The 13,379-nt window shown below is 51.1% G+C and carries 11 protein-coding genes; 8 read left to right on the top strand and 3 right to left on the bottom strand.

The annotated features are described in order from the left end of the window. Nucleotides 1–133 precede the first annotated feature (133 nt). From lon to J1778_RS17290, 5 genes are all read left to right on the top strand, one after another. Nucleotides 134–2,488, top strand: a complete 2,355-nt coding sequence (lon, locus tag J1778_RS17310) for an endopeptidase La (RefSeq protein WP_095924954.1) — start codon at nucleotides 134–136, stop codon at nucleotides 2,486–2,488. A 215-nt stretch (nucleotides 2,489–2,703) separates the two neighbouring features. Further along, the gene (gene hupB / locus J1778_RS17305) at nucleotides 2,704–2,979 is read left to right on the top strand and encodes a nucleoid-associated protein HU-beta (protein WP_013576637.1); all 276 of its coding nucleotides are present in this window, start codon (nucleotides 2,704–2,706) and stop codon (nucleotides 2,977–2,979) included. A 165-nt stretch (nucleotides 2,980–3,144) separates the two neighbouring features. Beyond that, on the top strand, nucleotides 3,145–5,025 hold the full coding sequence (gene ppiD / locus J1778_RS17300; RefSeq protein WP_217174212.1) for a peptidylprolyl isomerase: 1,881 nt from the start codon (nucleotides 3,145–3,147) through the stop codon (nucleotides 5,023–5,025). Between the two features lie 138 nt (nucleotides 5,026–5,163). Continuing rightward, a complete protein-coding gene (locus tag J1778_RS17295; RefSeq protein ID WP_217174211.1) occupies nucleotides 5,164–5,547 on the top strand; it encodes a ComEA family DNA-binding protein in 384 nt (127 codons plus the stop codon). Nucleotides 5,548–5,665: 118 nt separating this feature from the next. Then, entirely contained in the window at nucleotides 5,666–6,067 is a 402-nt protein-coding gene (locus J1778_RS17290; RefSeq protein ID WP_217174210.1) for a YbgC/FadM family acyl-CoA thioesterase, read from the top strand. Between the two features lie 84 nt (nucleotides 6,068–6,151). Here the strand turns inward: J1778_RS17290 and queC are convergent, their stop codons facing one another. Together queC and J1778_RS17280 are read right to left on the bottom strand one after the other, a co-directional pair. Beyond that, entirely contained in the window at nucleotides 6,152–6,850 is a 699-nt protein-coding gene (gene queC / locus J1778_RS17285; RefSeq protein WP_217174209.1) for a 7-cyano-7-deazaguanine synthase QueC, read from the bottom strand. 109 nt (nucleotides 6,851–6,959) lie between these two features. Continuing rightward, nucleotides 6,960–8,672 (bottom strand): SgrR family transcriptional regulator, encoded by a 1,713-nt coding sequence (locus J1778_RS17280; RefSeq protein ID WP_217174208.1) that lies wholly within the window; start codon nucleotides 8,670–8,672, stop codon nucleotides 6,960–6,962. 206 nt (nucleotides 8,673–8,878) lie between these two features. On the opposite strand from J1778_RS17280, the gene cof reads away from it, so the two are divergent. Beyond that, complete coding sequence (gene cof / locus J1778_RS17275; protein WP_217174207.1) at nucleotides 8,879–9,697, top strand: HMP-PP phosphatase; 819 nt, start codon at nucleotides 8,879–8,881, stop codon at nucleotides 9,695–9,697. A gap of 167 nt (nucleotides 9,698–9,864) precedes the next feature. On the opposite strand, the gene J1778_RS17270 is transcribed toward cof, so the two are convergent. Continuing rightward, entirely contained in the window at nucleotides 9,865–10,908 is a 1,044-nt protein-coding gene (locus J1778_RS17270; protein ID WP_217174206.1) for a PLP-dependent cysteine synthase family protein, read from the bottom strand. Nucleotides 10,909–11,027: 119 nt separating this feature from the next. Between J1778_RS17270 and J1778_RS17265 the strand changes: the two genes are divergently transcribed. Together J1778_RS17265 and J1778_RS17260 are read left to right on the top strand one after the other, a co-directional pair. Then, nucleotides 11,028–11,483 carry an Lrp/AsnC family transcriptional regulator gene (locus J1778_RS17265; RefSeq protein ID WP_217174205.1) on the top strand — a complete coding sequence of 152 codons (456 nt, stop codon included), beginning with the start codon at nucleotides 11,028–11,030 and terminating at the stop codon, nucleotides 11,481–11,483. A gap of 135 nt (nucleotides 11,484–11,618) precedes the next feature. After that, the gene (locus J1778_RS17260; protein ID WP_217174204.1) at nucleotides 11,619–13,379 is read left to right on the top strand and encodes a SmdA family multidrug ABC transporter permease/ATP-binding protein; all 1,761 of its coding nucleotides are present in this window, start codon (nucleotides 11,619–11,621) and stop codon (nucleotides 13,377–13,379) included.

The raw sequence follows: 13,379 nt of genomic DNA, 5'->3' as shown, positions 1-13,379 counted from the left end.
TTTCGCACATTCTTATCGTTGAATGTCAGACATTCATCCCCATATACTCAGTTAACGACTTGCTGAAACCCGTCTGACTCGTGTTTCACGAGATTTCCTTAACCTGGCGGAAGCTAAACTAAGAGAGAGCTCTATGAACCCTGAGCGTTCTGAACGCATAGAAATCCCCGTATTGCCTTTGCGCGATGTGGTGGTTTATCCGCACATGGTGATCCCGTTGTTTGTTGGCAGGGAAAAATCGATTCGGTGCCTTGAAGCCGCGATGGATCACGACAAAAAAATCATGCTGGTGGCGCAGAAAGAAGCCTCTACAGATGAGCCGGGCGTTAATGACCTCTTCTCCGTGGGTACGGTTGCCTCAATATTACAAATGCTGAAGCTCCCGGACGGCACGGTCAAAGTGCTGGTGGAAGGGTTACAACGCGCGCGTATTACGACACTTTCTGACAGTGGCGAGCATTTTGCTGCCCAGGCGGAATATCTGGAATCTCCGGCCGTGGATGAACGCGAGCAGGAAGTTCTGGTGCGTACTGCGATTAATCAGTTTGAAGGCTACATCAAGCTGAACAAAAAGATCCCGCCGGAAGTGCTGACTTCACTGAACAGCATTGAAGATGCTGCACGTCTGGCTGACACCATCGCTGCGCATATGCCATTGAAACTCGCTGATAAACAATCCGTGCTGGAAATGTTTGATATCACCGAGCGTCTGGAATATCTGATGGCGATGATGGAATCGGAAATCGACCTGTTACAGGTTGAAAAACGCATCCGTAATCGTGTCAAAAAACAGATGGAAAAAAGCCAGCGTGAGTACTATCTGAATGAGCAAATGAAAGCGATTCAGAAAGAACTTGGCGAAATGGACGACACGCCTGACGAGCATGAGGCGCTGAAACGCAAAATCGAAGCGGCCAAAATGCCGAAAGATGCGCGTGAAAAAACCGAAGCTGAGCTGCAAAAGCTGAAAATGATGTCACCGATGTCCGCCGAAGCCACGGTTGTCCGTGGATATATCGACTGGATGCTTCAGGTGCCATGGAATGCCCGCAGCAAAGTCAAAAAAGACCTGCGCAAAGCACAGGAAGTTCTGGATACCGACCATTATGGTCTGGAGCGTGTCAAAGACCGTATTCTGGAATACCTCGCAGTGCAGAGTCGTGTGAGCAAAATTAAAGGCCCAATCCTGTGTCTGGTCGGGCCTCCGGGTGTGGGTAAAACCTCACTGGGGCAGTCAATCGCACGTGCGACTGGCCGTCAGTATGTTCGTATGGCGCTGGGTGGCGTACGTGATGAAGCGGAAATCCGCGGTCACCGTCGTACCTATATCGGTTCCATGCCGGGCAAACTGATCCAGAAAATGGCGAAAGTCGGCGTTAAAAACCCGCTGTTCCTGCTCGATGAAATCGACAAGATGTCCTCGGACATGCGTGGTGATCCGGCTTCTGCTTTGCTGGAAGTGTTGGATCCGGAACAGAACGTGGCATTTAACGATCACTATCTGGAAGTCGATTACGACCTGTCAGATGTGATGTTTGTGGCTACGTCGAACTCGATGAACATCCCGGCCCCGCTGCTCGACCGTATGGAAGTGATCCGTCTTTCCGGCTATACCGAAGACGAAAAACTGAACATCGCCAAACAGCATTTGCTGCCGAAGCAGCTTGAGCGTAACGCGCTTAAGAAGAACGAACTGACGGTTGACGACAGTGCAATCATCGGCATTATCCGTTTCTATACCCGTGAAGCGGGTGTGCGTAGTTTAGAACGTGAGTTGTCTAAACTTTGCCGTAAAGCAGTTAAGCAATTGCTGATGGATAAAGACATCAAGCACATTGAAATCAACGGCGACAACCTGAAAGATTTCCTCGGCGTACAGAAGGTCGATTATGGCCGTGCTGATACCGAAAACCGTGTGGGCCAGGTCACTGGTCTGGCGTGGACCGAAGTGGGCGGCGAACTGCTGACCATCGAAACGGCCTGCGTACCGGGCAAAGGTAAGCTGACTTACACCGGTTCTCTGGGTGAAGTGATGCAGGAATCCATTCAGGCCGCGCTGACCGTTGTGCGTTCACGTGCGGACAAACTGGGTATCAACCCTGACTTTTACGAAAAACGTGATATCCACGTTCACGTACCAGAAGGGGCAACGCCGAAAGATGGTCCGAGTGCCGGTATTGCAATGTGTACCGCGCTGGTGTCTTGTCTGACCGGTAACCCGGTTCGTGCAGATGTTGCGATGACCGGTGAAATCACTTTACGTGGACTGGTTCTGCCAATTGGTGGTCTGAAAGAAAAACTGCTCGCAGCCCATCGTGGCGGCATCAAAGTGGTTCTGATCCCGGATGACAACAAACGCGATCTGGAAGAAATTCCGGCAAACGTGCTGGCAGATCTTGAGATCCACCCGGTAAAACGCATTGATGATGTTCTGAACATCGCACTGCAAAATCCGGCTTACGGCGCACTGCCGGTGGCAGCAAAATAGTGACATCAGCTTACACAGTTGAATAAAACTCAGGCTGGCAGGTGAAATCTCACTTGCCAGCTTTTTTTTGTGCCGTTAACTTAGTCAACGGTCAAAGGGTTTCAGGCTGCTTTCAGTCGCTTGCATCGCTCTGACAAGATTGATATAACAGCAGCGCGGTCACGTCTGCAGGGATAATGCTGCGTGATGAACGAAATTAAGAGGGGATGATAAGAGTGAATAAGTCACAATTGATCGACAAAATTGCTGCCGGTGCTGATATTTCTAAAGCCGCAGCGGGACGTGTTTTAGATGCTGTTCTTGCATCTGTCACTGACACCCTGAAAGCTGGGGATGAAGTAGCTCTGGTAGGTTTCGGTACTTTCTCCGTGCGTGAACGTTCAGCACGTACTGGTCGTAACCCACAGACCGGTAAAGAAATCAGCATTGCAGCAGCCAAAGTACCTGGCTTCCGTGCAGGTAAAGCGCTGAAAGATGCCGTAAACGGCTAATTATCTGCAAGCTGACGTTACAACCGTGTGAGGCGCATCACTGATGCTTTTTCATTCAGGTCTGGTTGTTAAACAATAACCTGACGTCATCGGGCTGGTAAGGTAAGATACAAGGCGCATCGAGAACGGTGCGCTTTTTTTATTACAGCGGAGTGTTGCCTCACTATGATGGACAATTTACGCGCGGCTTCCAATAATGTCGTGCTCAAAATCATTCTGGCCCTGATTATTCTGTCCTTTATTTTGACAGGGGTGGGCAACTACCTGGTCGGCGGTTCAGGCGACTATGCAGCGAAAGTGAATGGTCAGGAAATCGGTCGGGCTCAGTTAGAGCAGGCGGTGCAAAACCAGCGTAACCGGTTGCAGCAGCAACTAGGCGATCAGTTCTCTGAACTGGCGGGCAGTGACGGTTACATGCAGCAGTTGCGTCAGGAATCCCTGAGCAATTTGATTGACGTCACTTTGCTGGATCAGTATTCCAAAAAATTAGGGATTACCGTCAGCGATCAGCAGATCAAAGACGCGATTTTTGCGACCCCACAATTCCAGACTGATGGTCGTTTTGATAACGCCAAATACCTGCAAAGTATTCAGAGCATGGGATACAGCGCGGACAATTTTGCGCAGCTGATGAAACAGCAGCTCATCAGTCAGCAGCTTGAGCAGGCTTACGGCCAGTCTGATTTCGTTTTGCCGGTAGAAAGCAAATCACTGGCTGAACTGCTTCTGCAGGTTCGTGAAGTACAAACCGCTACTCTGGATACTGATGCACTGGCTGCAAAACAGCAGGTCACTGACGCAGAGTTGCAGGCTTTCTACGACCAGAACAAAAACAGCTTTATTTCCCCTGAGCAGGTAAAAGTCAGCTACATCGAAATGGATGCAGCGGCAATGCAGGGCAAAACAGAAGTGACGGATGCTGATATCAGCGCCTATTACGATCAGCACAAAAGCGAGTTCGGTCAGCCTGAACGTCGCCGTTACAGCGTCATTGTCCTGAAATCACAGGCTGATGCCGACGCGGTTGCCGCCGAGCTGAAGAAAGGAACTGATTTTGCTGAACTGGCTAAAACCAAATCTACCGATGCCCTGAGCGCTAAACAGGGTGGTGATTTGGGCTGGATGGAACCTGAAACCACATTGCCAGAATTTAAGAATGCTAATCTGACGGCGAAAGGTCAGGTTTCCGGCGTGATTAAATCTGACAGCGGTTTCTTCATCCTGCGTCTTGATGACGTGACGCCTGAGCAGGTGAAACCGTTAGCGGCTGTCCGTAACACGATCACTGACAAGCTTAAGCAAGAAAAATCACTGGATGCTTACTACGCGTTGCAACAGAAAGTCAGCGAAGCGGCAACCAATGACAATGAATCTCTGACTTCAGCCGAAGAAGTTGCAGGAACTAAAGCGGTGCATACCGACTGGTTTACCCAAAACCAAATCCCAGCTGGCATCAATTTCAAACCTGTCGTACAGGCGATTTTTGATGGCGGCCTGATTGGTCAGGACGGTGCTCCGGGCAGTAACTCCGATATCATTACTGTTGATGGCGATCGTGCTTTTGTGGTTCGTGTTGAAGCGCATAAAGCTGAAGGCGTGAAACCTTTTGCTGAAGTGAAAGATCAGGTGACGACGCTGGTTAAACGCCAGAAAGCCCAAGATCAGGCACGGATGGATGGCGAGAAGCTGCTGACCGCGCTGAAAGATGGCAAAGGCGATGAGGCGATGAAAGCGGCTGGTCTGAGCTTCGGTGCTGTGCAGAAAGTCCAGCGTAGCCAGCAGCCTTCTGCGTTTGAATCTAACATCTACGCATTGCCGCATCCTCAGAAAGACCAGCCGGTTTATGGTCTGACTCAGGACAATAAAGGCAACAGCGTGCTGGTTAAGCTGAATACGGTGACGCCAGGTGTTGTCCCGGAAGCGGATATCGCACGTTTCAATCAGGAGATGCAACAAACCTCCTCGAACGTGACCTTTGATGCCTTGCTGACAAACCTGCGTCAGGAAGCGAAAATCAAATACGGTTCAGCTGCACAAAACCAGTAAACGCCGCAAAGTTTTGCAACGCGTTGCAACAAACAAAGGCCGCTTTCGCGGCCTTTTCCATATTTGAAACTTGCCCGTTGTTCACTTCTCCTCCCTGATGCACTCTCTGCGTGCTGTCAAACACATGGAGGATACAGCATGAAAAAATTAGGTATTACATCACTTTCGTTGGCTCTGGCACTGGGGCTTTCTACTCTGCCCGTTATGTTACACGCGGCACCTAATGCCAGCAGCCCTGTGGCGACGACCACGGCGGCGCCGGTTACGACCGCGGGGAAAGTCTCAGGTCCGCAAGTGAAAAAGGAGCAGGTTGCGGTTACCGATGAAAGTACTGTCAGCATCAACACTGCGACAGCAGAGGAATTTGCCAGTGTGTTGAACGGGGTAGGGATGAAGAAGGCGCAGGCCATCATCAGCTATCGCGAACAACTTGGGCAGTTTACTGATGTGGAACAACTACGCGAAGTACCGGGAATTGGTGCTGCATTATTTGAACGTAACAAGGACCGTCTGAAATTGTGACGGATGTCGCGGCGGTAAACCCTCAACGGTTGCCGCCGTTTTCTTCTGCTAATCTCTAAAGACATCTGACCAGTTTGGTTGTATGCCTCAGACGACTATCAGGAGTTTTCTAACGATTATGCATACCTTTATTAAAGTTCGCGGCTTTCATATCGACGTCTATCAGCACGTCAACAATGCGCGTTATCTGGAATTCCTCGAAACTGCCCGTTGGGAATGGCTCGATAACCAGTCGGGTTTCCAGTGGATGAGCGAGAACAAAATTGCGTTTATCGTGGTGAATATCAACATCAATTATCGCAAACCCGCAGTGCTTGGCGATGTGTTGCGTATTGACAGCAGCATGCAGCAATTAAACGGACGCAGCGGTGTACTGGAACAGGTTGTGACCTGTCAGGGCGAAGTGGTTGCCGATGCGACGCTGACGTTTGTCTGTATCGATTTGCGAACGCAAAAAGCGTTGCCGCTGGAAGGTGAATTGCTGGAGCGATTGCGTGAGCTGGAACTGGAAAACGACTGATTCGGCGACGTACTGATATGCGTACTTTTTCACAGGAAACGGGTGGTCTGATGGCCACCCGCTTTGTTTATGATTTTGGCTGAATTAACGCAGGCCGGTTTTTTTCTTCAGGCTGTTCATCACGCCCGCTTTGTCTTGCTGATATTGTTGCAGGCCGTTGGCGCGCAGATGACAGGCTGCACATTCACCACAGCCATCGCCGGCAATGCCGTTATAACAGGTCAGCGTTTTATGGCGGACCAGATCCAGTTGCTGATAATAATCAGCCAGCGCCCAGGTTTCCGCTTTATTCAGCCACATCAGCGGCGTTTCAAAACGGACATCACGTGCCAGACCGAGCGATACGGCCGTGTTCAGCGCCTTCACGAACTCATCACGGCAATCCGGATAACCGGAGAAGTCTGTTTCACAAACCCCGGTGATCACTGCCTCTGCCTGGATCTGGTAAGCGTAAATCGCTGCCAGCGTCAGGAATAAAATGTTACGGCCTGGAACGAAAGTGCTTGGCAGGCCGCCGTTATTTTCATCGCCAAAGTTAGGCACCGGAATGTTATCGCGTGTCAGACTGCTGACGGCCAGTTCATTTAACAAGCCAACATCCAAAACCTTGTGCGCACGGGCGCCAAGTTCCACTGATAATTTCTGTGCGATTTCAATTTCAGCACGATGGCGCTGACCATAATCGAACGTGACGCAGTGGACTTCGTCATATTGTTTCAGAGCCTGAATCAGACAGGTTGTTGAATCTTGTCCGCCGCTAAAAACCACCACTGCTCTTTTCATTCTGATTACCTGTTGTTTGAAACCATTATCTGAATTCACTGCCCGCCGGACAGTAAAACTGCCCTAATGTTACTTTCCTTTAGTGCCAGAGTGTAGTGAAACAGCTCCTTCACACATTTTCGTCCTGCAGGGGCGGCGGAACCCAGGCCTGACAAAAATCGAACCAGCCCCAGGCCGTAAGCTGAACTCCGCTGATACGCGGTGGCGCACTGACCTGATATTGATAATTAAACAAAGGTGTCACGATGCCTGATTTCATCCATTGAAAGAAATGTTCGCGCAGTTCATCCGAACGTCGGTTTTCCTGCGGAATTTGCTGAATCACTGCCAGGCGCTGTTGCTGACACGCATAATCTTCATCGCGCAGGATCCCGGTCCATAGCGGGTCTTGCTGTAACCAGTTTTCAAGCGATGCTTCGGGAGATTCACCAATCAGGCGGTCCCCGAGCAGAAGGTCGGCTGAGCGGAGCAACGCATCGTCCTCCCAGAGCCGGCCGGCATGGTAACCAATCTCAAGCCTGCAACCTTCTTCCGCCAGCCGTTCTTTTAGCGCCTGTGCTACCAGCTCAAATTCAACCGGCGGATGAAAAAGCAATGTTAGTTTTTCCGGCAGCAGAACATCCGCATCGTCATGCAAAGGGATTGGCCAGCCCGGCAGCATTTCTTTGCTGGATTTCACCAGGTCATGATCGATAGGCAAATTATTTAACATGCCACTGCATTGGATCAGACGAACAATTTTCCGCGCCTGCGCTTCATTTAACACACCCCGCCTGAGATTGGCGGCGATGTAGCAAAAACCCAGGCTGGTGCTGCGCCTTACCGGTTTCACTCGCGATAATTCTTCCTGTTCGCCAAGAATGATCCTGACAGGATGCTGACAGCTGACATTATTCTTCTGCGCGAACAATTGTGGGGTGATCCAAAACTCAATCGCCGCCAGATAAGGATGTTGCAACGTATACAACGTGTGTTGCTCGAGCCTGACCAGCTCAGGGGAGAACGTGGTCAGCCGGAAAGGTCCGGCACCAATATGCGGGTCTTCAGGGTGCGAAAGCAGGCAATTGAGATCGGCAAAACGATGCGCCAGCCAGTAGTCGGGTTTATCGAGATCAAATTGCAGACATAGCGCGTGTGGCTGCGACAATCTGATCACTGAGGCCAGATTATGTTTGCCGCGTGACGAATTTTTTAACTGCTGGAACCGCGCCATCAGTTGCGCTGTTTTCAGTGGCTCGCCGTTATGCCAGAACAACTGACTGCGCAGAAAAAACTGCCAGGTTTTGCCATTGTTACTGACCTGCCAGTGATGTGCCAGATCAGGCTGTGGCGCAGAGTTTCCCGGAATATAACGCGTCAGCCCCGCATGTATTGTGTGGGCGAGATGCTGCTCCGCACGACCGGTCAGGGTCAGAGGATCCAACGGCTGGAGAGGGCGGTAATAAGGTATGCGTAGCGTGGGGGCATCTTCCTGCCATTGTCCGCCCAGATGCGGCGCCAGCAGGGCGTTGAGGTGGGTGGGATCCAGCTGGCTTAATTGCAGTGCCGCAGAATGTTCACCGTTAATGAGTAATTCCTGTAAATAGGTGCCGCGCAGATCTTCGGGGGTTCTCAGGCAGCAGAGCGAGGCGCGTTTTCCGCGGCCAGCCTGTGATTTCCAGTCAATCCAGCCCGCATCCTGAAAATGAGTGAGTAAAGTCCGTGTGTGGCGTTCGCTACAGCAAAAAATATCTGCCAGTTCTGCCACGGTAAGCTGAACCGGAAGCGATCCCGTTTTGAGATGCAGACGCTGGAATTGATTAAGGCGGTTTTGCAGGCGCATGATAAATACGGAACCTTATTTTCAGGCTAAGTTGTTGTTCAGCACATCGTTTGTTCAGCATATCGCACGTACGGCGGACTGGCTTGCAGCTTAAGGATAAACTGTGAGCTAAAACAGGAACAGTATTTCTAAATTGTTCACTATTAGTTCCGCAAATCCGGGTACATACTTTGAATGCGAAAATTATCTCCGCTCAGAGAGGAAACATGTACCGTTTAGCTGCATTTGATATGGATGGCACGCTGCTTTTACCCGATCACACCCTGGGCGAAAAAACACTGGCAACGCTGCGCGAGCTGGCTGAAAAACCGGTAAAACTGACGTTTGCGACCGGTCGTCATTATCTTGAAATGAAAGATATTCTGGCAAATATCGGGCTGGATGGTTTTCTGATCACCGGCAATGGCACGCGTATTCATGACTTAGCCGGTCACCGTTTGCACGCGAGTGATTTGTCCGAAGATTGCGCGCATGAGCTTCTGCATACGCAATGGGATACTCCGGCCAGTTTGCACGTATTCCGCGATGACGGCTGGTTTACGTCGCTGGATGATCCTGACTTACTGATCCCGCACCAGTTCAGCGGTTTCCGTTACCAGTTGCAGGATCTGCGTTTATTGCCGGATTCAGGCAACAGTAAAGTGTGTTTCTGTGCACCTCACGAAACCCTGCTGGCGCTGGTTCCGCAACTGAAAGAACACTTTGGTCCGCGTATTGATTTGTGCTTCTCAGCGGCAGATTGTCTGGATGTACAGCCAGCGGGCAGCAATAAAGGCAGCGCGCTGGCATTTCTGACGGCGGGCCTGGGGATTGAAATGTCGGAGTGCATGGCCTTTGGCGATGCCATGAACGACAAGGAAATGCTGGAAGGCGTCGGGATGGGGCTAATTATGGGCAACGCATTACCGGTGCTGAAAGAGCAATCCCCTCACTTACAAATCATCGGGCATTGCCGCAATCAGGCGGTGTCTCACTTTTTGCAACACTGGCTGCACACTCCACACCTCACCTATTCCCCCGAATAAAAGGTATTGCAGCAAGCCGGGCCATTCTGTCCCGGCTTTTTTCCTCTTCATCCCTCAAACTATAGCTGTGTTAGCGGCATTATTTCACCCGAATCACTTCCTTGTGTAACCTCATCGGGATTCATTCATTTACGGCCTTGCTGTAGCCCGAATGATTTCGAGGATATTCAGTTAAGTCCTTCCAGTTGTGCAGCGTAAACGGAAATATCCCCGATATTTTTCGCCACCCAGTTGTCATCAAAATAGGTATTCAGATAACGTTCTCCGCTGTCGCAAAGCAGGGTGACAATCGAGCCGGTTTCGCCTTTTTCACGCATTTGTTTTGCGAGCTGCAAAGCGCCCCACATATTGGTACCCGTTGAACCGCCGACTTTTCGCCCCAGTACCTGCTCAAGCCAGCGAACGGTTGCCACACTTGCAGCATCGGGTATCTGCATCATGCTGTCGATGACGTCCGGGATAAATGACGGTTCGGCGCGAGGGCGACCAATGCCCTCGATGCGGCTGCTGCATTGCGCGGTGACGCTGGCGTCACGTCGCTGATAGTAATCGTAAAATACCGAGTTTTCAGGATCCACTAACACTAGTTCTGTTTCGTGCCCCTGATAGCGGATATAACGACCCAGGGTGGCGGAGGTGCCGCCAGTACCGGCACTCATCACCAGATAGCGCGGCACCGGATGCGGCTCGCGGGACATCTGACGGAAAATACTGTCGGCAATATTGTTGTTCCCGCGCCAGTCAGTCGCGCGCTCAGCGTAAGTAAACTGATCCATATAATGGCCGTTTAGTTCTCTGGCGAGTTGTTCTGAAGCGGCATAAATCTGGCCGGAATTCTCGACGAAATGACAGCGGCCACCATAAAACTCAATTTGCTGAATTTTGCGCGGGGCGGTGCAGGCTGGCATCACAGCAATAAAAGGCAGGCCTAGCAGCCGGGCGAAGTAGGCTTCGGAAATGGCGGTACTGCCTGACGAAGCTTCAATGATGGGTGTATTTTCGCGGATCCAGCCGTTGCAGAGTCCATATAAAAACAGCGATCGCGCCAGGCGATGTTTCAGGCTGCCGGAAGGGTGCGTGCTCTCATCCTTCAGGTACATCGAAATTCCCGGAAAATCATTCAGTGTGAGACGAATTAAGTGTGTGTCAGCTGAACGTTGAAAATCGGCGTCGATTTCTTTAATGGCGTGAGTGACCCAGGAATTACGCATGTTGCAGGCTCATAAAAGTGTTTTGATGAGATAAGAATAACGTAATCGCCAGAGAAATAAGTTACTCTTTAACCCATGAGATGCAGTATTTGTAGAAATATTTTCTCCCGGAGTGCCTTGTGGTAGATAAAATTGACCTTAAGCTTTTGTCGTTGCTGCAAAACGATTGCACCCTTTCTCTTAACGAACTGGCGGAGGCCGTTAATCTCACCTCGACACCCTGCTGGAAAAGAATCAAGCGCCTTGAAGATGACGGGATTATTCGAGGCAAGGTGGCGTTGCTGGATGGCGATAAGCTCGGACTGAGCCTGACGGCATTTGTATTGATCAAGACACAGCATCACAACAGCGAATGGTATCAGCGCTTTGTACAACAGGTTGAAGCGTTTCCGGAAGTCCTGGGCTTCTACCGGATGGCCGGAGAATATGATTATTTATTGCAGGTGCAGGTTTCCGATATGAAAAGCTACGATAACTTTTACAAGCGACTTGTGAACGGCATTCCGGGGCTGAACGATGTGACCTCAAGTTTTGCGATGGAGCGCATAAAATCGAGCACAGCATTGCCAATTTAATGCAAAAGTTGCAGTAAAAAGTTTCATCAGAAACGCATGTTAACTCTGGTATCCTTGTCAGCCTGAAGAGCAAACAGGTATTTCTGATATCTGTTAACTCAATAAAATCCTTATTATTTGTATGGAAAACTCTGCGTGAGACTGTTTGCACAATTAGGCTGGTACTTCCGTCGCGAATGGCGCCGGTATCTGGGTGCCGTCGCCTTGCTGATCATTATTGCTGTCCTGCAATTATTGCCGCCCAAACTGGTCGGGGTAATTATTGATGGCGTAACGTCAAAACAAATGTCTTACAACGTACTTTTCGCGTGGTTGGGTCTGATGCTTGGCACGGCGATAGTCGTTTACCTGCTGCGCTACGTCTGGCGTGTATTGTTATTCGGCGCGTCCTATCAGCTGGCTGTCGAATTGCGACAGGATTTTTTCCGCCAGCTCAGCCGCCAGCATCCGGCTTTTTATCTGCGTCACCGCACCGGCGATTTGATTGCCCGGGCAACCAACGACGTCGACCGCGTAGTCTTTGCCGCAGGCGAGGGTGTTTTAACACTGGTCGACTCTCTCGTCATGGGGCTGGCGGTACTGATCGTGATGGCAACCCAGATCAGCTGGGAACTCACGCTGCTTTCGCTGGTGCCGATGCCGGTCATGGCGATCATCATCAAGCGTTATGGCGACCAGTTGCATTCCCGCTTTAAAACCGCTCAGGCGGCGTTTTCCTCTCTTAACGATCAGGCACAGGAAAGCCTGACCAGTATTCGCATGATCAAAGCTTTTGGTCTGGAAAATCATCAGTCATCACAATTTGCAGACGTTGCAGCGGATACCGGTGCCAAAAATCTGCGCGTTGCCCGGGTCGATGCGCGTTTTGACCCTACGATTTACGTCTCCATCGGCATGGCGAATCTTCTGGCCATTGGTGGCGGCAGCTGGATGGTGGTCAACGGGCATCTGACACTCGGTGAACTCACCAGTTTTGTCATGTACCTTGGGCTGATGATCTGGCCTATGCTGGCGCTGGCGTGGATGTTCAATATCGTTGAACGTGGCAGTGCAGCCTACAGCCGTATCCGCAGCTTGCTACAGGAAGCGCCGGCGGTTGCTGACGGCACGACACCTTTACCCGCAGGCCGTGCGGTGCTTGAAGCGCAGATCCACACCTTCCACTATCCGGAAAACAAACACGCCGCATTAACGTCCGTAGACTTTTCCCTCAAACCGGGGCAAATGCTCGGTTTATGTGGCCCGACGGGTTCTGGAAAAAGTACCTTGCTGGCATTGCTTCAGCGCCAGTTCGATGTCACTGAAGGCGATGTGCGTTACCACGGTTTATCTCTCAAAGAAATCCGGCTCGATGACTGGCGCGCACGGCTTGCCGTCGTCAGCCAGACGCCTTTCCTGTTTTCAGACACCGTCGCGCAGAACATTGCGCTTGGCCGGCCGGATGCAACGCAGGAAGAAATTGAAGAAGCGGCACGGCTTGCCAGCGTTCACGATGACATTCTGCGTTTGCCTCAGGGGTATGAAACTGAAGTCGGTGAACGTGGCGTTATGCTTTCGGGTGGTCAGAAACAACGTATTTCGATTGCCAGAGCGCTGTTGCTCAAAGCGGAAATCCTGATCCTGGATGACGCGTTATCCGCCGTCGATGGCCGCACGGAGCATCAGATCCTGCAAAACCTGCGTCAGTGGGGCAGTGACAGAACGGTGATAATCAGCGCTCACCGGCTTTCGGCGCTGACCGAGGCCAGTGAGATTCTGGTATTCAGTCACGGAAGCATTTCACAGCGCGGTGATCATGATGAACTGGCTGCGAAGCCGGGCTGGTATCGCGATATGTTCCGCTATCAGCAGCTTGAGGCTGCTCTGGATGATGTGCAGGAAAAGGAGGCTGAATAA

It is taken from the genome of Rahnella bonaserana, assembly GCF_019049675.1.
Taxonomy (GTDB): Bacteria; Pseudomonadota; Gammaproteobacteria; order Enterobacterales; family Enterobacteriaceae; genus Rahnella; species Rahnella bonaserana.
Note: the sequence above shows the minus strand (reverse complement) of the source record. Positions and strands in the feature narration are given on the sequence as shown.

What these genes read in the sequence shown, in the direction of transcription:
- J1778_RS17270 (WP_217174206.1), bottom strand. Translation starts at nt 10,908, where the DNA reads ATGCGTAATTCCTGGGTCACTCACGCCATTAAAGAAATCGACGCCGAT.
- lon (WP_095924954.1), top strand. Translation starts at nt 134, where the DNA reads ATGAACCCTGAGCGTTCTGAACGCATAGAAATCCCCGTATTGCCTTTG.
- J1778_RS17290 (WP_217174210.1), top strand. Translation starts at nt 5,666, where the DNA reads ATGCATACCTTTATTAAAGTTCGCGGCTTTCATATCGACGTCTATCAG.
- ppiD (WP_217174212.1), top strand. Translation starts at nt 3,145, where the DNA reads ATGATGGACAATTTACGCGCGGCTTCCAATAATGTCGTGCTCAAAATC.
- queC (WP_217174209.1), bottom strand. Translation starts at nt 6,850, where the DNA reads ATGAAAAGAGCAGTGGTGGTTTTTAGCGGCGGACAAGATTCAACAACC.
- cof (WP_217174207.1), top strand. Translation starts at nt 8,879, where the DNA reads ATGTACCGTTTAGCTGCATTTGATATGGATGGCACGCTGCTTTTACCC.
- J1778_RS17280 (WP_217174208.1), bottom strand. Translation starts at nt 8,672, where the DNA reads ATGCGCCTGCAAAACCGCCTTAATCAATTCCAGCGTCTGCATCTCAAA.
- J1778_RS17295 (WP_217174211.1), top strand. Translation starts at nt 5,164, where the DNA reads ATGAAAAAATTAGGTATTACATCACTTTCGTTGGCTCTGGCACTGGGG.